The 18,874-nt window shown below is 56.9% G+C and carries 13 protein-coding genes; 6 read left to right on the plus strand and 7 right to left on the minus strand.

Features of this window, described 5'->3' with window-relative positions:
- The first annotated feature begins 151 nt into the window (after nt 1-151).
- Nucleotides 152-1,264: a CMD domain-containing protein gene (locus tag ACMGGP_RS09005; RefSeq protein ID WP_159226461.1), complete on the plus strand. Its 1,113-nt coding sequence runs from the start codon at nt 152-154 to the stop codon at nt 1,262-1,264.
- A gap of 5 nt (nt 1,265-1,269) precedes the next feature.
- Here ACMGGP_RS09005 and ACMGGP_RS09010 read toward each other — a convergent pair whose 3' ends face one another.
- The 4 genes from ACMGGP_RS09010 to ACMGGP_RS09025 all read right to left on the minus strand — a co-directional run bounded on the left by ACMGGP_RS09010 (nt 1,270) and on the right by ACMGGP_RS09025 (nt 6,558).
- Entirely contained in the window at nt 1,270-2,172 is a 903-nt protein-coding gene (locus tag ACMGGP_RS09010) for a LysR family transcriptional regulator (protein WP_498798716.1), read from the minus strand.
- A 185-nt stretch (nt 2,173-2,357) separates the two neighbouring features.
- Entirely contained in the window at nt 2,358-3,089 is a 732-nt protein-coding gene (locus tag ACMGGP_RS09015) for a YoaK family protein (protein WP_050679877.1), read from the minus strand.
- Nucleotides 3,090-3,240: 151 nt separating this feature from the next.
- Nucleotides 3,241-4,785, minus strand: coding sequence for a methyl-accepting chemotaxis protein (locus tag ACMGGP_RS09020; RefSeq protein ID WP_187491455.1), 1,545 nt, complete (start codon nt 4,783-4,785; stop codon nt 3,241-3,243).
- A gap of 186 nt (nt 4,786-4,971) precedes the next feature.
- Nucleotides 4,972-6,558 (minus strand): PTS transporter subunit EIIC, encoded by a 1,587-nt coding sequence (locus tag ACMGGP_RS09025; RefSeq protein ID WP_498798376.1) that lies wholly within the window; start codon nt 6,556-6,558, stop codon nt 4,972-4,974.
- Between the two features lie 261 nt (nt 6,559-6,819).
- On the opposite strand from ACMGGP_RS09025, the gene ACMGGP_RS09030 reads away from it, so the two are divergent.
- From ACMGGP_RS09030 to pdeR, 5 genes are all read left to right on the plus strand, one after another.
- Nucleotides 6,820-9,123, plus strand: a complete 2,304-nt coding sequence (locus ACMGGP_RS09030) for an FdhF/YdeP family oxidoreductase (RefSeq protein ID WP_159226462.1) — start codon at nt 6,820-6,822, stop codon at nt 9,121-9,123.
- A gap of 112 nt (nt 9,124-9,235) precedes the next feature.
- Nucleotides 9,236-11,170, plus strand: coding sequence for an exoribonuclease II (locus ACMGGP_RS09035; protein WP_061901404.1), 1,935 nt, complete (start codon nt 9,236-9,238; stop codon nt 11,168-11,170).
- Between the two features lie 201 nt (nt 11,171-11,371).
- Complete coding sequence (locus tag ACMGGP_RS09040) at nt 11,372-13,441, plus strand: carbon starvation CstA family protein (RefSeq protein ID WP_010244523.1); 2,070 nt, start codon at nt 11,372-11,374, stop codon at nt 13,439-13,441.
- Nucleotides 13,434-13,724: a YbdD/YjiX family protein gene (locus ACMGGP_RS09045; RefSeq protein WP_010670244.1), complete on the plus strand. Its 291-nt coding sequence runs from the start codon at nt 13,434-13,436 to the stop codon at nt 13,722-13,724. Before ACMGGP_RS09040 ends, ACMGGP_RS09045 begins: the two co-directional genes overlap by 8 nt.
- 159 nt (nt 13,725-13,883) lie before the next feature.
- A complete protein-coding gene (gene pdeR, locus ACMGGP_RS09050) occupies nt 13,884-15,869 on the plus strand; it encodes a cyclic di-GMP phosphodiesterase (RefSeq protein ID WP_010244518.1) in 1,986 nt (661 codons plus the stop codon).
- 12 nt (nt 15,870-15,881) lie between these two features.
- Here pdeR and ACMGGP_RS09055 read toward each other — a convergent pair whose 3' ends face one another.
- From ACMGGP_RS09055 to araD, 3 genes are all read right to left on the minus strand, one after another.
- The gene (locus ACMGGP_RS09055) at nt 15,882-16,748 is read right to left on the minus strand and encodes a crotonase/enoyl-CoA hydratase family protein (protein ID WP_003853843.1); all 867 of its coding nucleotides are present in this window, start codon (nt 16,746-16,748) and stop codon (nt 15,882-15,884) included.
- A gap of 144 nt (nt 16,749-16,892) precedes the next feature.
- A complete protein-coding gene (gene kdgT / locus ACMGGP_RS09060; RefSeq protein ID WP_010244511.1) occupies nt 16,893-17,876 on the minus strand; it encodes a 2-keto-3-deoxygluconate transporter in 984 nt (327 codons plus the stop codon).
- Nucleotides 17,877-18,093: 217 nt separating this feature from the next.
- Nucleotides 18,094-18,792 (minus strand): L-ribulose-5-phosphate 4-epimerase, encoded by a 699-nt coding sequence (araD, locus tag ACMGGP_RS09065; protein WP_010244508.1) that lies wholly within the window; start codon nt 18,790-18,792, stop codon nt 18,094-18,096.
- Between the last annotated feature and the right edge of the window lie 82 nt (nt 18,793-18,874).

Below are 18,874 nucleotides of genomic sequence, written 5' to 3' on the forward strand. Positions count from 1 at the left end.
GCTGCCGTTATACCGTAACGCTATTAATTATCACCGATCAATCTTTTGCCCCGGACTGGCCATCAGCGACGATAAGCCTGCCCTTCGGTTTATGCACATTTTCAGATTCTGCCGCCTGCATACCGAACCCGAATTTGCAAAAGGATTGATCATGGAACAACGCCGCTATCCGGGCCATAACCACTGGTTTTACGAGAGCCAGACCAGTCCACGTACCTCACAGGCCGCACCGCTGGTGCCCGAGGCCGCCCATATTGATGACCGTTTTTTGCTGGGATGTTACGCCGATGACAACGTGGTGCAGTCACTGCTGCGCACCAATCAGCCCGCCCTGCTGGCGGCGCGCGATCTGGCACAGCTGCTGTTCCCCGACCGCGTCGTCACCACGCTCACGCACACCTTAACGCTTTACGATCGCCTCAGCACGGCGCTGACGGTGGCGCAGGTGGCGGGTGTACAGCGGCTGTGTAATCACTACTCTGCCCGCCTCAATCCGTTGCCCGGGCCCGACTCCTCACGTGAAAGTAATAATCGCCTGACCCAGATTACGCAGTATGCACGCCAGCTGGCGATGCAGCCTGAGCTGATCAGCGCCAGCGCAATCACCGCCCTGGATGCGGTCGGCCTGACAGAGCCCGATATTGTGACGCTGAATCAGGTGATCGGCTTTGTCAGTTATCAGGCGCGGGTGGTCGCCGGTTTACAGGCGCTGCAGGCCCAGCCGGTACGCTGGCTGCCTGGCAGCACTGCACCACCGGATGCTGAGGCCGCAGGTTTTGATCAGCCTGCCCGCTGGCAGCCCGTGCTGAAACCGCTGGAGTTGCGGTATGCCAGTGCTGAGCAGCTCGCTGCCATTACCCGCTGTCAGTCGCTGCCGGGAATGCAGGACGCGGTATGGTTGCTGGCCCACGATCCCTCAGTGCTCTATGGCTGGGCGCAACTGCGTCAGCATCTCACTCAGGACAATACTCTGGCAGAGGCGACGGCCGCCCGTATTCTGGGCAGTCGCTGGGCGTTCCGGCTGCTGGCCGGAAATGAGATCTTAATTGAGGGCGTGGATGACGCGGCGGCAAAAGACCAGGAGCAGCAGATTATTGCGCTGGCAGCGCAGCTGACCCGTTCGCCAGAGCGTTTCAGCGCGGCCCATCTGCAGCCGCTAATGGAGGCGGGCTGGGAGGCTGATGCGCTGTTCACGCTGATACAGAGTGTCGCCATAGGCAACTGGAACAGCCGCCTGTTTTACGCCCTGGGCGAATCGCAGTAACCGCGTTAAACCGGCAGCAGACCGCGCGCTTCGTCGAAAAAGTGCTGTGCCAGCGGTGTGGCACGGCCAGGCTCAGCGATGACCAGCGCCGCCTGGCGCGCCATCGGCGGCAGCGTAATGGCGCGCTGCTGCAGCCCCTGTAATGAAGCGGACAGCAGATGACCGACCGGCGACACCAGCAGCCCGAGGCCAACCTGCGCGCACTGCATCAGCTGCATGACAGAGGCGCTCTCCACGATCACCCGGGGTACCAGCGCCGCCTCGCGAAAAGCCATATCAAGATAACGCCGGAAATAACGCGTCGGCTCCGCCAGGCAGAGCGGCTGTTGTGCCACTTCATCAAGCGTCAGCGCGGTTTCCCCCACCAGCTCAGGAAAATGGTCGGGATGGAATATGGCTTCAACGCCCCGGTCTGCCAGCATCTCGGTCTGAAAATGGAGTTCACGCAGTGTTGCCATCTCGAAAAAACCGATCCCGACATCCACGGTGTGGCTGTTGAGCGCTTCCAGCAACTGGTCAGCACTCAGCACCGCAATGCGATAGTCGAGCTGAGGATAACGCGCCTGGACCGCTTTCAGCAGCAGCGGCAGTGCCATGCTGCACTGCGGCACCACGCCAACCCGCAGCGTACCGTTCACCCCATGCTTCAGCGATTCCACTTCAAGCTTCAGCCCCTGATAGACCGAAACAATTTCCCGCGCCCACGCCAGCACACGGTCGCCCTCTGGGGTAAATCCGGCAAAGTTATTGCTGCGGTTAATCAGCGGCAGGCCCAGCTCGCGCTCAAGATTCTTCAGGCGCATAGAGAGGGTTGGCTGTGTAACAAAACTGGCTTCCGCGGCCCGCCCGAAATGGCGTTCACGCTCCAGGTTACACAAGTAAATGAGTTGTTTAATGTCGATGTTAATTTTCCATCAGCAGGTTGAAGGCTGTTCGCATTACTGTCTCGTTCGCAGGATCAACCAGAGTATAAGGCTGAATGTTACCCCGCGCAGGCTAGGATGTTTTAACCGCACGGTTCATTTGCACAGGCGGATCGATGAAATCAGGACTCCGCGCCGCCCTGGTTTACGCATCAGTGAGGGTTGCGCACTTAAATCATCGCGCCCTGTTGTTTTGCTGGCTTAGTAAAGATGGCATTCAGTGCCAGACAGATTAACCCGAACCCCACTGGCAGCAGGAAATCATAGCTAAGCAGCCGGTAAAGCCCGATTCCGGCTATCCCTCCTGCAAGGAAAGAAAGCAGGGTCAGACAGTGCAGTCGCAGCCGGCTCAGATAGAGCGGTGCCTCTTTCGGTGACGCTTTACGCCGCAGCACCTCAAACAGCATTGCCAGCTCAATCCCGATATCGGTCGCCGTGCCGGAGATATGGGTAGTGCGAACGCGGGCATTGGAGATCCGCGTCACCACCGCATTCTGCAGCCCCATTAAAAAGCTCAGGCTCATTATCAACACCACACCGGGCGACTGCGGCGGAAAGTGATTTTCAATCACCCCCAGTGCAATCAGCGCGCTGCCCTCAATCAGGATGACAAAGGCATAGATGGTGCGGATATTTCTGCGGTGCCCGGCATTAATGATCAGCGTTGAAAACATGGAACCCGCAATAAACAGAAGCACGATCGACAGAAAAAACAGGCCAGGCCCCAGATTCGCTTTTGCCAGATGATCGGACAGCAGCGAGACATTCCCGGTCATGTTGGCTGAAAAAAAACCGACGATCTCAAAGGCTGCGGTATTCAGTGCGCCTGCGGCAGCGGCAAGCGTGCAGGCCAGTCGGGTATCCGCGCTGTTGCTGCGGGCACTTTCCGTGCTGATTAGCATGACCACCCCATATTTACTGGAAAGCCTTATAATCCGCCGATTAGCCCTGCGCCACAAGGCACTGAATCAAACTCTCCCTTCTCTGCCGGGCATTGCTCAGCATCGGGGCTCCGGCCTCCGCGCTGTATAAACTCAGCGCGGAGAGCCCTGATTAACTGTTTGCCAGACGGAAGGTGGAGACCGACTGCGTCAGATACTGCACCTGCTCTTCCAGCGAGGCAGATGCCGCGGCAGACTCCTGCACCAGCGCCGAGTTCTGCTGTGTGACGCTGTCCATCTCGGTAACCGCCTGCTCAATCTGACCGATACCGCGACTCTGTTCATCAGAAGCGGTTGAGATGTGCTCCATCAGCAGATTCACGCGGCTGACAGAGGAGATAATGGCGCTCATCGCCTCACCGGTCCGGCTGACCTGATCGGAACCGGCGTGGATGATCGAAACAGATTCCGCAATCAGCCCCTCAATCTCTTTGGCTGCGGTAGCGCTGCGCTGGGCCAGATTACGGACTTCCCCTGCCACCACCGCAAAACCGCGACCCTGTTCACCCGCCCTGGCGGCTTCGACTGCCGCGTTCAGCGCCAGAATATTGGTCTGGAAGGCGATGCTGTCGATCACGGTGGTGATCTCCTCGATCTTCTTCGAGCTGGCATTAATCAGCGCCATCGATGTCACCACTTCCTGCGAGACCTTTTCGCCGCTTTCCGCGTTTTTCACCGCTTCACTGGTCAGGCGGCAGGCTTCAAAGACGTTTTCAGTGTTCTGTTTCACCGTTGCGCCCAGCTGCTCCATGCTGGCAGCGGTTTCCGTCAGCGCGGCGGCCTGCTGTTCGGTTCGCGAGGCGAGATCGATGTTGCCCGCCGCAATCTCCTGAGAGGCGGTGGAGACTGAGCGGGTTGAATCGCGCACCTGGAGAATAATGGCGGTCAGCGCGCTGCGCATCTGCTCCAGCGAGCCCATCAGCAACTGAATTTCACTGCGCGAACCGGCTTTGGCCGGCACCGTGGTATCCAGGACGCCCGCCGCAATCAGCTTGCAGTGTTCCTGCGCATCATTGATCGGCGAAAGCACATAGCGCTTCATGAAGATGTAAATGGCGACGATGATGGCGAAAAACAGCACCCCAAACAGCCCCAGCAGGGTAATGCCGGAGGTAAAGTGACTCTGTGCATCGCTGTTAAGCTTTTTGGCATAGGTTTCATGCTGGGCCAGCACCCGGTCCAGAATGATTTCATATTGACGATCAAGGCGAACCACGGTGGCAATCTGATTTTTAAAGCGCACCTGATCGTGCGCCTCTGCCGCCTCAATCAACGGCTGTAAACCTTGCTGACGATAGGCCTGATAAGCCTGGCTATAGGCGTCGGCTTCCGCCTCTTCGCCCGGCAGACGCGGCGCGTTCATATAGGCCTGAAATGCAGCATCCGCTTTGCTGGCCACGGTCCGAACGCTGTCCAGCGTGGCGGGATTATTTGCGTCACTGCCCTCAATCTCCTTCATGTACTCCATCAGACGCACACGCAGCGTGCGGCTGTGGTTGATGGGGTCAATCACCGAGAGCACCACACGGATCTCTTTATTAACCGCATTCAGCGAGTGATTGCTCTGAATCAGCAGCCAGGTACTGATTGCCACGCTGGTAAGAAACAGCGCCAGCAGGAAGGAGAAGATAATCAGGGAGGATTTTTTTAACGACATCGCGGTGTTCCGAAAAGTAAGAGGATTAGTCGCTATATCGGCAGAAAGGTACGGCCCATTAGGGCTGGGCTTTTTTTAGTTACAATAAGCGGGACGGCAGCGGCGAGAGTGCCCTGGCGAACAGGCGCTAACCGCCCACGGGCGTCGGACGGTTAGCGTTGTGACGAAGAGTGAAACAGGCTGCCGTTAAGCGACGCCCAGCGCCATTTTTACCTCGTTGGCGATCTTCTCGACCTGCGGGCCGTAGATCACCTGAATGTCGTGCTCGCTGACGCGATTGACCCCATTGGCACCGGTGCTCATCAGCGTCTGATCGACCACCTGATTCATCTCCCTGACCCGCACGCGCAGCCGGGTAAAGCAGCAATCGACATCCTCGATATTGGCCTGCCCGCCCAGCCCGCTGATAATCACCTGAGTTCGTTCATCCGCGGCGACCTGTTGCGGTTTCTCATCCTCCGATTCACGGCCCGGCGTTTCAACATTCATCCGGGTTATCACCAGCCGGAAAGCGTAGTAGTAGATCGGCGCATAGATCACGCCCAGCGCCAGCGTCCACCACCAGTGGGTTTTTGCCCCGCCCAGCATGCCGAACACCACCAGGTCGATAACACCGCCCTGCACGTTGCCAATCATCAGATGCAGCATCGACATCAGCATAAACGACAGGCCGGTCAGGAAAGCGTGCAGCAGATAGAGCACCGGCGAGACAAAGATAAAGCAGAACTCCAGCGGTTCGGTGATGCCGGTGGTGAAGGAGGTCAGCGCCCCCGCCATGACCAGTGCTTTGACCCGCTGTTTATGCTCGGGTCGGGCGGTGTGATAGATCGCCAGCGCCGCGGCGGGCAGGCCGAACATCATCACCGGAATCTTGCCCTGCGCCAGGAACTGCGTGGCGGTGCGCAGCGTCTCATCGGGGATCGATCCCGGATGAGTCAGCGACGCGTTGAAAATGTTCAGTGCACCAACCACGGTCTGGCCATCGACCACCGCCATGCCGCCAATAGGCGTGAAACGCACGGTTTCGTTAAGGATGTGATGCAGGCCGGTGGGGATCAGGATGCGCTCAAAGGCCCCCAGCAGAAAAGCGCCATACTGTCCGCTTTTGCCAATCATCTGTCCAATCCAGGCGATACCGTCGCCAATGGTCGGCCAGATCAGCGCCAGCAATACTCCAATCAGTGGCAGACAGACCACGGTCACAATCGGCACAAAACGCCGTCCGCCAAAGAAGCTGATCGCGGTAGGCAGTTGCCGGGTATAAAAGCGATTGTGCAGCGCCACCGTTACCAGTCCGGCAATCACCCCGCCCAGTACGCTCATGTTGTAGGTAAAGACGCCCAGCATGTTGATATATTCCGCCGAGGTCATCATGGCGGTGGTCTGATCCATGCCCGCCTGCTGCAGGGCTGCAGGTGTGGTAGTGGTGGCGGTGATCCCCTTGGCCGCCAGCGTCGCGCTGATACCAACGTTCATCACGATATAGCCAATCACCGCGGCAAAGGCGGCGGTAGGTTTTTCCGCTTTCGCCAGTCCGATGGCACTCGCTACCGCAAAGAAGACCGGCAGATTAGCGAATAGCGCTCCGGCAACCTTGCGAATAAAGCCGATAATTAACTGCGGCACCTGCATCTGCGCAAAGGCATCGCCGGTGACCGCCGGGTTCTGCATGGCCGCCGCCAGCCCAAGGAAGATACCTGCGGCAGCGATGACCGAGATTGGCATCATCAACGCTTTGCCAAATGCATGAATCTGGCTGGTCAGCTGTTTCATGGAGTCGTGCCCTCTCTGATTGTGAACAGCAAGTATTAGCCTGTTGTCGGGAGAACTCCCGTTATCAGCAGGTTAAAGGCGGGTAAAATCTGACCAGCATCACATTTCTGGCTTATGCACGATAAACGCCAGCTATCGCACCATTAAGTCAATCAATTAGACAAGGTATGAGGATAGCTGCAGACTTCCTTTCACCATCAGGATATAACCTGATAACAAACACCAAACAATAATTCCTACTATAAAAAGCCTGCACTCAATATGAAATTTAAACGCCAAATCAAACCCTATCGCGCGGCAGCGGGCGGCTGGGGTTCACTGGAAGCCACCACGCGTTTCGTTCTTGACAGCAAAGCGGCCCTGAAAAATATGCGCAACCTGATGCGCATGAACAAAGCACGCGGTTTTGACTGTCCGGGCTGCGCCTGGGGTGATGACAATAAAAGTACCTTCAGCTTCTGCGAGAATGGCGCCAAAGCGGTGACCTGGGAAGCGACACGCCGGATGGTCGACACCGACTTTTTCGCTAAACACAGCGTAACCACGCTCTATACCCAGAGTGACTACTTCCTGGAGTATCAGGGACGTCTGACCCATCCGCTGCGCTACAACGCGGAAACCGACCACTACGAGCCCATCAGCTGGGATGATGCGTTTGCGCTGATCGCGCAGCACATCAAGGCGATGGATCATCCGGATCAGATGGAGCTTTACACCTCCGGTCGCGCCAGCAATGAAGCCTCCTGGCTCTATCAGCTTTTTGGTCGCCTGATGGGGACCAATAACTTCCCTGACTGCTCCAATATGTGCCACGAAGCCAGCGGCACCGGCCTGAAGCGCAGCATTGGCGTCGGTAAAGGCACCATTCGTCTGGATGATTTCGACCACGCAGATGCCATTTTTGTCTTCGGTCAGAATCCCGGCACTAACCATCCGCGTATGCTGCACAGCCTGCGTCACGCTGCCGATCACGGTGCGAAAATCGTCACCTTTAATACCCTGCGTGAACGCGGTCTGGAACGTTTTGCCGATCCGCAGAAACCGCTGGAAGTGGTGACTTCGAAAGCGGGCAACATCAGCTCCTCCTATTACCAGCCGAACCTGGGCGGTGATATGGCGGCGGTGCGCGGCATGGTGAAATCCCTGCTGGAAACCCACCGCGCGCGTCTGGCGGCTGGCGAAAGCGGCCTGTTCGATCAGACCTTTATCAATGCTAAAACCAACGGCATTGAAGCGTATCTCGACGCCGTGGATAACACCAGCTGGATGCAGATTGTGGCGCAGTCGGGCCTGACGCAGGCGCAGATCCGTGAAGCCGCGGCGATCTACCAGAGCGCTGACCGGGTGATCTGTACCTGGGCGATGGGCATCACCCAGCACAAACACTCTGTCGACACGGTGCGCGAGATCACCAACCTGCAGTTGCTGTTTGGCCAGCTGGGTAAAAAAGGCGCAGGCCTCTGCCCGGTTCGTGGTCACAGTAATGTGCAGGGCAACCGCACCATGGGCATCGATGAGAAACCGGTGAAAGCCTTCCTGGATGCGCTGGGGAATCATTTCAATTTCGAGCCCCCGCGTGCGGCAGGCCACAACACCGTGGAAGCGCTGAACGCCATGCTGCGTGATGAAGTGAAAGTGCTGATCGCGCTGGGTGGCAACCTGGCGGCCGCCGCACCCGACTCACCGCGCACCGAAGAGGCGATGTCACGCTGTGGTCTGACCGTGCATATCAGCACCAAACTGAACCGCAGCCATCTGGTGCCGGGTCACGATGGGCTGATTCTGCCGACGCTGGGCCGCACCGAGCGCGATCTGCAGGCCACCGGCAATCAGTTTATTACCGTGGAAGACTCTTTCAGCATGGTGCACGCCTCTGAAGGGATCGGTATTCCGCTGGCGGAAACACAGCGTTCTGAGACCTGGATTGTTGCCGGTATCGCCGAGGCGGTGCTGGGTGATGAAAAAGTGAAATGGCGCGAGCTGGCGGGTGATTACAACCTGATCCGTGAGCACATCGCCGCGACGATCCCTGGCTTTGCCGACTTTAACGCCAAATGTGACATCCCGGGCGGTTTCTATCTGGGCAACGCAGCAGCCGAGTTGCGCTTCAATACCCCGAGCCAGAAAGCGGAATTTAACGCCTCAGCGCTGCCGACCTCACTGTTCCCGAATCTTGATCAGGACGTGCCTTTTACCCTGCAGACACTGCGTTCGCACGACCAGTACAACACTACCATTTACGGCCTCGATGACCGTTACCGTGGCGTGTTTGGTCAGCGTGAAGTGGTGTTCATCAACCCGGACGATATGGCAGACCTGGGCTTTACCGAAGGCCAGAATGTCGATATCGAAACGCTGTGGAATGATGGCATTACCCGTCGCGTCAGCGGATTCAAACTGGTTCCCTACAATATTCCGCGCGGTAACCTGGCGGCCTATTATCCGGAAACCAACCCGCTGGTGCCGCTGAACAGCTTTGGTGATGACAGTGGTACACCGACCTCAAAATCGGTGCCGGTGAAGCTGGAACTCTCTGAGGCACTGGCCGATCAGCGCATCGCCTGACAGCCCTTTCACTCCCCCCTAAAAAGCCGGCTCGTCCGGCTTTTTGCCTTGCCGCGCGACGTCGATTCGCGTAAAACTGTCAGCCGCAATCAGCCAACGAAACGTAAAAATTATGTTCCAGGATAACCCGCTGCTCGCGCAGCTGAAAGAGAAGCTCCATTCGCAAACGCCTCGTGCTGAAGGCGTCGTAAAAGGCACTGAAAAAGGCTTCGGCTTTCTGGAAGTCGATGCGCAAAAAAGTTACTTCATTCCGCCACCGCAGATGAAGAAAGTGATGCACGGCGATCGCATCACCGCCGTGATCCACAGCGATAAAGATCGCGAAAGCGCTGAGCCGGAAACCCTGGTTGAGCCGTTCCTGAGCCGCTTTGTTGGCCGGGTACAGAAGAAAGACGATCGCCTGTCGATTGTGCCGGATCATCCCCTGCTGAAGGATGCCATCCAGTGTCGCCCTGCGCGCGATGTCAGCCATGAGTTTGAAAACGGTGACTGGGCCGTGGCGGAGATGCGTCGCCATCCGCTGAAAGGCGATCGCGGCTTTTATGCCGAACTCACCGATTTTATTGTCAAAGCTGATGACCATCTGGCGCCGTGGTGGGTGACGCTGTCGCGTCATAACCTTGAGCGTGAAGCGCCCGATGTCAGTTTTGGCGAGATGCTGGATGAAAATCTGACGCGTGAAGATCTGACCGCGCTGGATTTCGTTACCATCGACAGCGCCAGCACCCAGGATATGGATGATGCGCTCTTTGTGGAAGCCCTGGACGATGGCGCCCTGCGTCTGACCATCGCTATCGCCGACCCTACCGCCTATGTGCCGGAAGGCAGTCAGCTCGATAAGCTGGCGGCGCAGCGTGCGTTTACCAACTACCTGCCGGGCTTTAACATCCCGATGCTGCCGCGCGAACTCTCTGATGATGTCTGCTCGCTGCGTCCGAATGTGCGCCGTCCGGCCCTGGCCTGCCGCGTGACCGTGGCAGCCGATGGCAACTTAGGTGATGACGTTGAGTTCTTTGCCGCCTGGATCGAATCCAAAGCCAAGCTGGCGTATGACGACGTCTCTGACTGGCTGGAAAACAGCGGCTCATGGCAGCCGGAAAGTGAGGAGATTGCTGAACAGATTCGCCTGCTGCATCGCCTCTGCCTGGCGCGCAGCGAGTGGCGTCAGACCCACGCGCTGGTGTTTAAAGATCGCCCGGATTACCGCTTCCTGCTGGGTGAAAAAGGTGAAGTGCTGGAGATCGTGGCTGAACCGCGCCGCATCGCTAACCGCATTGTTGAAGAGTCTATGATTCTGGCCAACGTCTGCGCGGCGAAAGTGCTGCGTGACCGTCTCGGTTTTGGTATCTACAACGTCCATGCCGGTTTCGATGCCACCAATGCTGAACAGGCCGCGGCCGTGCTGGCCAACCATGGTATTACCGTGGATGCGCAGGCGATCACCACGCTGGAAGGTTTCCGCGTGCTGCGTCGTGAGCTTGATGCCCAGCCGACCCAGTTCCTCGACAGCCGGATCCGTCGCTTCCAGACCTTCGCTGAGATCAGCACCGAGCCTGGCCCGCACTTTGGCCTGGGACTTGAGGCTTACGCCACATGGACCTCACCGATTCGTAAGTTCGGCGACATGGTCAACCATCGTCTGCTGAAAGCGATTATTCGCGGTGAGCAGATCGCTCGTCCGGATGATGCGCTGACGGTGACGATGAGTGAGCGCCGCCGCCTGAACCGCATGGCGGAACGTGATGTTGGCGACTGGCTCTACGCCCGTTATCTGGCGCCGTTTGCAGCAACCGACCGTCGCTTCAGCGCCGAGATTATCGATGTGTCACGTGGTGGCATGCGTGTTCGCCTGCTGGAGTTTGGCGCGGTGGCCTTTATCCCGGCTCCGTTCATTCACGCGGTGCGTGATGAGCTGGTCTGCAGCCAGGAAAATGGCAGCGTTCAGATCAAAGGCGAAGTGGTTTACCGTGTGACCGATGTGATTGATGTCACCATCGCCGAAGTCCGCATGGAAACCCGCAGCGTCGTGGCGCGTCCCGCCGTCTGAGTAGTGACGTATTGAGCAGTCAATCGGGCGGGATAACTCCGGTTATCCCGCCTGTTTCCGCCCCGCCCGCATTGCAAAAAAGTTAAATTTGTACCCCGCTTCACACTTCTCCACTGATTAACTTTCACTTACATTCCATTACATTAAGTTTGACTCGTTGTTTTCGATCGCTTTCCTCTCGGTCCTCACAAGGAGTTAGTCATGAAAAACGTCAAAACCAGTGCGATCTGGTTAGTGGTGGCGTTAATCGGCGCGGGCGCTTTCGCCATGCTGGCCCTCAGCCGCGGCGAACACGTCAACGCAGTCTGGCTGGTGATAGCCGCTGTCGCCTGTTACAGCATCGCTTATCGCTTCTACAGCCTGTTTATCGCCCGCAATATTTTCGAACTGGACGACCGCCGGATGACGCCTGCCGAGCGGCTGAGCGACGGGCTCGATTATGTCCCGACCAATAAATGGGTGCTGTTTGGTCACCACTTTGCGGCTATTGCCGGTGCCGGCCCGCTGGTGGGTCCGATTCTGGCGGCGCAGATGGGCTTTCTGCCTGGCACCATCTGGATCCTGGTCGGGGTGATGCTGGCGGGTGCGGTACAGGATTTCCTGATCCTGTTTATCTCAACCCGTCGTGATGGCCGTTCACTGGGCGAGATGGCGCGGCAGGAGCTGGGTGCGTTTGCCGGTGTGGTGACCATGCTCGGCGCGCTGGGCGTCATGATCATTATCCTGTCGGCGCTGGCGCTGGTGGTGGTCAAGGCGCTGGCGAACAGTCCGTGGGGACTGTTTACCATCGCGGCCACCATTCCGATTGCGCTGTTTATGGGCGTCTACATGCGCTTTATCCGGCCCGGTAAAATCGCCGAAGTTTCACTGATTGGCTTTGTGCTGATGATGGCGGCGATTATCTATGGTGGTGACGTAGCCCAGCATCCTTACTGGGGGCCCTTCTTTACCCTGAAAGGCACCTCACTGACCTGGGTGCTGGTGATCTACGGCTTTATTGCCTCCGTGCTGCCGGTCTGGCTGCTGCTGGCTCCGCGTGACTATCTTTCGACCTTTCTTAAAATCGGCGTGATTGTCGGGCTGGCGGTGGGGATTGTCTTTGCCATGCCAGAGATGAAAATGCCGGCGGTCACCAAATTTATCGACGGTACCGGCCCGGTCTTCTCCGGCGCGATGTTCCCGTTCCTGTTTATTACTATTGCCTGCGGCGCCATCTCCGGCTTCCATGCGCTGGTCTCCAGCGGCACCACGCCAAAACTGGTGGAGCGGGAAAGTCATATCCGCTTTATTGGCTATGGCGCGATGCTGATGGAATCCTTTGTGGCGATCATGGCGCTGATTTGTGCCTCGGTGCTCGATCCGGGCGTCTACTTTGCCATGAACTCCCCGGCTGCGCTGATTGGTACCACCGTTGAAAGCGCCTCTCAGGTGATCAACGGCTGGGGCTTTGTCGTCACGCCGGAAATGCTGAGCGGCATCGCCCGTGACGTGGGTGAAGGCTCGATCCTGTCCCGCGCAGGCGGCGCGCCAACCTTCGCGGTGGGAATGGCCCACATCATTACCGAGATCTTTAACAGCCGGGCGATGATGGCGTTCTGGTATCACTTCGCCATTCTGTTTGAAGCGCTGTTCATTCTGACGGCGGTCGATGCCGGTACCCGCGCCTGCCGCTTTATGGTGCAGGATCTGGCAGGCACCGTGGTGCCTTCTATGGCGAATAACCGCTCCTGGCTGGGCAATATGGCCGGCACGACCGTGGCGGTCGCGGGCTGGGGCTTCTTTGTCTATCAGGGCGTGGTCGATCCGCTCGGCGGCATTAACACTCTGTGGCCGCTGTTTGGTATCGGCAATCAGATGCTGGCGTCTATGGCGCTGATCCTCGGCACCGTGGTGCTGTTTAAAATGAAAAAGCAGCGTTACGCCTGGGTGACTATCCTGCCAACTGTCTGGCTGTTTATCACCTCGATGACTGCAGGCTGGCAGAAAATCTTCCATGAAAAACCGTCGATTGGCTTCCTGGCGCAGGCGAATAAGTTCCGCAAAGGGCTGGATGAAGGCGTGATCATCGCCCCGGCAAAAAGCGTGGCAGATATGCAGACCATCGTCTTCAGCAATCAGATTAACGCGGCCCTGTGCGCCTTCTTTATGCTGGTGGCGGTCACGATGCTCATCTCTGCGTTCTTTGTCATTCGCCGGGCGCTGCGCAGCGATCTTCCTACTACGCATGAGTCCGTTGTGACGCTGCGCAACAAGGAGGTGCGTCATGTCTGATGCTATTCATCAGTCCCGGCGTCCGCAGGGAGAGTGGCAGATTATCCGCTGCCAGCCTGCCGCCGCCCCACAGCCACAGACATTCAGCTGGCGGGGATTCTGGCGCGGCCTGCAACAGTGTTTTCGCTTAATGGTCGGGGTGCAGGATTATCAAAAATATCTGCAGCATATGCGACTCCATCATCCCGATCAGCCGCCGATGAATGAGCGCGATTTCCACCGTTACTGTCTGGATGCCCGCTTCCCCAGCCAGGCAGGCAAACTGGGTAAATGTCCCTGCTGACCGCACTAAACAGCCCCGCACCGTCGGGGCTTTTTTGTGCCATTCTTATCTGGATGGGAAAATATATTCGGTTTGCATCTTGTGCTGGCGTCAGATGATGAATACTGTTGCTAAAATAATGAGATAACGCCTGCAGAGCACTTCCCGGAGGAAGTTTCCATGACCGATGAACAAGGGCAAACGTTGTTGTACACCCTTTTCGGTACAACCAGCCCTCATTGGCGTCTGACCGCGGACAGCGATGCGTTGCATTTTGCCGAAGATGAGTCGTCACAAACTAATATCGCCCTGCCGTTAACCCCCGGCCAGGCAGCCATGATACGCGCGATGCCGGTCATCACTTCAAGCATCAATCTGACCATGACGCTGCAGGGCATTGATGTTCCGATGCATTTTGTCGGACGCAAAGTGAATCAGGCGACCTGGGCAGGAACCGCTTCTGCCTGGGGCGATACCTCAGCGGTCGCCCGCGACTTAACCCTGGGTCTTTCATTCGCCGAACAGGTGGTTTCTGAAGCCAACTCGGTGATTGTGATCCTCGATCAGCGCGGCAATATTCAGCGTTTTAACCGTCTTAGTGAAGAATATACCGGTCTGAATGAGCATGAGGTTATCGGCCGTAACGTCTTTCAGCTCTTTATGACCAAACAGGAGGCTTCTCAGTCACGACGCAACATTGCGGGCTTCTTCCGTGACGGCAACTCCTATGAGGTGGAGCGCTGGGTTAAAACCAAAAAAGGTCAGCGACTGTTTCTGTTTCGTAATAAGTTTGTTCACAGCGGCAGTGGCAAAAATGAAATTTTCCTCATCTGTTCTGGCACCGACATAACCGAGGAGCGACGCGCCCAGGAACGCCTCCGGGTGCTGGCAAACACCGATACGGTGACCGGTTTGCCTAATCGCAACGCAATTCATCAACAGATTAGCCTGGCGCTGGAGCGATCTGAGCGCGATGAGACCGGCGTGGTCTATCTCGATCTCGATAATTTCAAAAAAGTGAACGACGCCTACGGTCATATGTTCGGCGATCAGTTACTGCAGGCGGTCTCACTGGCGATTCTTAGCTGTCTGGGTAAAGACCAGACTCTGGGCCGGCTGGGTGGCGATGAGTTTGTGGTGCTGGCTGAGCACACCAGCCAGGCTGCGCTGGAGGCGATGTCCTCCCGCATTCTTGAGCGCCTGCGTCAGCCTTTCCGTATCGGACTAATCGAAGTGTACAGCGGCTGCTCTATCGGGATCGCTTTCGCGCCGCTGCACGGTGAAGATCGCGAGAGCCTTATTCGCAATGCTGACACCGCGATGTATCACGCCAAAGAGAACGGTCGTGGCAAGTTCTGTGTCTTCGCGGCAGAGATGAACCAGCGGGTCTTTGAATACCTGTGGCTGGACACCAATCTGCGTAAGGCGCTGGAGCTGGATCACCTGCTGGTGCATTACCAGCCGAAAATCGACAGTGATGGTGAAGTCCGCAGCGCCGAAGCGCTGGTACGCTGGAACTCACCCGAGCGCGGCCTGGTCTCCCCCGCTGATTTCATTCCCTACGCCGAAGAGTCGGGACTGATTGTGCCGCTGGGACGCTGGGTCATGCTCAATGTGCTGAAACAGATTATCGTCTGGCGCCAGCAGGGCATTTTTCTGCGCGTCGCCGTCAACGTGTCGGCACGTCAGCTGATTGATCAAAGCATCTATACTGACCTGAAACAGGCGCTGCATGAGGCGAATATCACCGACTGTCCTATCGATATTGAGCTCACAGAAAGCTGCCTGATTGAGAATGAAGCTGAAGCCCTGCGGCTGATGAAGCAGTTTCAGGAGCTGGGCGCACAGGTTCATCTGGATGACTTCGGCACCGGTTACTCATCGCTTTCTCAGCTCGCACGTGTGCCGATCAATGCCATCAAGCTCGACCAAAGCTTTATCCGCGATATTAATAAACAGCCCGTCTCACAATCGCTGGTACGAGCTATCGTCGCCGTCGCCAAGGCGCTCGATTTGCAGGTGATTGCAGAGGGTATTGAGACCCCGGATGAAGAGAAGTTTGTCCTTAACAGTGGTGTCGATGGGCGTCAGGGCTACTACTACGCAAAACCAATGCCCGCGGAACAGTTTGGGCATTGGCTGGCTAAGCATCCTGCCCGCGTTTAACGCTAATTCAGATTAACCCGCTTTACGCAGTGATGCGCTGTGGCGGTTTTGTAACTGAACCAGGCGTTCCATGTAAGCAATGTCTTTAGGTTCGATGGTAAAGGCGTAATCGACCCAATCTTCGGTAATATCCATCAGCTCAGCGCGTGACAATTGCAGCACGCGCTGACGCGCTTTCAGCATTGCCCGCACGCCGTTGAGTTTAGGACGTAACGTATCGATAAAGGTGCGGGTGGCGCGGTAACTGTCGCCAGGCTGGAAGACTTTATCCACCAGTCCGCGCGTTTCATACCACTCTGCGCTGTGGGACTCCCCTTCACAAATTAACTCCTCTGCCAGTTTCATGCCGGAACGACGCGCGACCAGTGAGTAGCCGCCCATGCCGGGAAAGAGGTTAAAAGCAATTTCCGGAAAGCCCATCCGCGCGTTGTTCTGCGCCAGAATGAAGTGATGTGCCAGCGCCGCTTCGAATCCGCCGCCTAACGCACTGCCCTCAATCATCGCCAGCGTCACCGCGCCGGTATCAAACCCCCGTGCTGCCGAATGGATGCAGTCAACGCAGGCACGGGCATAGGCCCGCAGCGCCTCACGGCGGTTATTGCGAATGCACTCGACAAAGAAGCGCAGATCGCCACCGGCGTTGAACATCTGTGGCACCAGAGAGCCGGTAACCCAGAAGTCGATCGGCAGACCGGAACGCTGAGCGGCGTAGCTCAGATTCATGATCTCCTCAATCAGTTCATGGTTGAAGCTCGGACGGGGCTGTGCACGCAACATCATCCACATAGTACGACGCCCTTCTTCGTAATAGGCGACTAACTGCGTGGTGTTGCCGACTTCGGTAAATAATCTGCACGTTGCTTGGTTAATAACTGTCATTGTCTCATCCTCTGTTTATATTTGATGCGTTAAATACGCCACATCAGCGTAATGCAGAGTGAGGCCAGACCAAATGAGAGATTGATTTACAACACAAAATCCAGAGTGATCCCCGACTCGCGCGTCGGGGATTGATTAGGCGGGTTACTTAATAGCGGCACGCTGCTCCACGGCAACATGAAGACGCTTAACACGTTTTGAATAGATGGCCGTGATGATGGGCACCAGCACGGAGGTCACAATCACGGACGTTGCCACCAGCGCTGTGGCAGCAGGGGCAATCGGTTTAAACTGCGGCAGCATCTCGGCAATCAGCACCGGTGTCGCCACCGCTGCGCCTGCCGTACTGGATGCAGCTATGCCAGCCGTGCCATCCCCGCCCCCAATCAGTCGATCGGTCAGAATGAGTGGGATGCCGGTAATAATGATCACCGACACGCCCAGCATGATGCCCAGCAGTCCGGTTTCCGCAATGACACCCAGGTTAATGGTGTTACCCAGAGCAAAGGCGAAGAAAGGAATCAGCGTATGGACCGCTTTTCCGAAGAAGTCGCGCAGCTCCGGATCAAGATTCCCTAATGCAAACCCCACAATAAACGGCAGGACCGCCCCCACAAACACGTGCGGCTCGAATGAGGCGATGCCGGCGGTGCCCAGGATAACCATGGTCATTAATGGCCCGGACTCCAGAGACATCAGCACAAACGCACCCGCCTCCTCTTTGGAACCATATTGCTGCATGATCGAGGCATAAAGGCCGCCATTGGTCATATCCATGGCAGCCACCAACGCCAGCGTCGATAACCCGGCAAACATCCCTACTTCTACGCCATTCTCCGGCATCACCCGTGAGGCGATGGCAGCCACAACCCAGGCGACGGCAATCTTGGTAAGCACCAGCGTGCCCGATTTACGCAGTACCGTCCCGGTGGCGCTGAGTTTAATCGACGCGCCCATACAGAAAAACCAGACGGCCAGAATGGGTACCGTGCCGGTCATCAGGCCGTTGGTGAAAGAACCGAAATATTTCCCGGCGCCTGGAGAAAACGTATGACAGAGTGCGCCGATAAAGAGCGGAATGAGCATCATACCGCCCGGAATTTTGTCTATAGCACGTTTGATATGCATATGGATGTCACCTTTGCTATGCCAGAGGGTGGAGCAGGAAGTGCCCGAAGGCGATGCAAGCAAAGTAGTGACTTGAGGTAATCAAAACAGTGATCGCCTCGATAAAATGAAACGCTGTTTTATTTTTAATGACCTGTTGTTTTGATAACTATGATGGAGATCGCCATACCAGTCTCAGATGAGACTAAAAAAACGGGACGCCGTGGCGTCCCGCTCGCTATTTTTGCCCGTACCAGGCGTTCTCGCCATGCTTTCGCAGGTAGTGCAGGTCAAGCAGCGTCTGGTTAATCGGCGGCAGATTAGCGGTCAGCTGCTGGCTGAACAGGCCCATATACGCCACCTCCTCCAGCACAACCGCGCTGTGCACCGCAGCGTGGGCATCTTTCCCCCAGGCAAACGGGCCATGAGAGTTGACCAGTACCGCCGGGATCGCCGAAGGAGACAACCCGCGTTGCGCAAAAGTCTCGATAATCACCTCACCGGTGTTCCACTCGTAGTCGTGCTGAATCTCTTCATTGCGCATCGACCGGGTACAGGGGATCTCACCATAGAAGTCATCGGCGTGGGTGGTTCCCCAGGCAGGAATCGGTCGTCCTGCCTGGGCCCAGATGGTCGCATGCCGCGAATGGGTATGGACAATGCCACCCACCTCCGGCCAGGCGAGGTAAAGCGCGCGGTGCGTCGCCGTGTCCGAGGAGGGGCGTTTATCCCCTTCCACCACGTCGCCACTCGCCAGATCGACCACGACCATATCGTCGCGCTTCATCACTTCATAGCGCACGCCGGAAGGTTTAATCACCAGCAACCCCTGTTCGCGATCAACAGCGCTGACATTGCCCCAGGTGAAGGTCACCAGGTTGTATTTGGGTAGATCCAGATTCGCTTCCAGAACCTGTTGTTTCAGGTGTTCCAGCATCTATTTTCTCCTGCTGACAATCGTCCCTGAATTTTGCGGAGTCGGACGCGAAAGAGTTATGGAGCAAATGGCTATAAACGCA

Source organism: Curtobacterium sp. BNK-1 (genome assembly GCF_048685235.1).
GTDB lineage: Bacteria > Pseudomonadota > Gammaproteobacteria > Enterobacterales > Enterobacteriaceae > Pantoea > Pantoea agglomerans.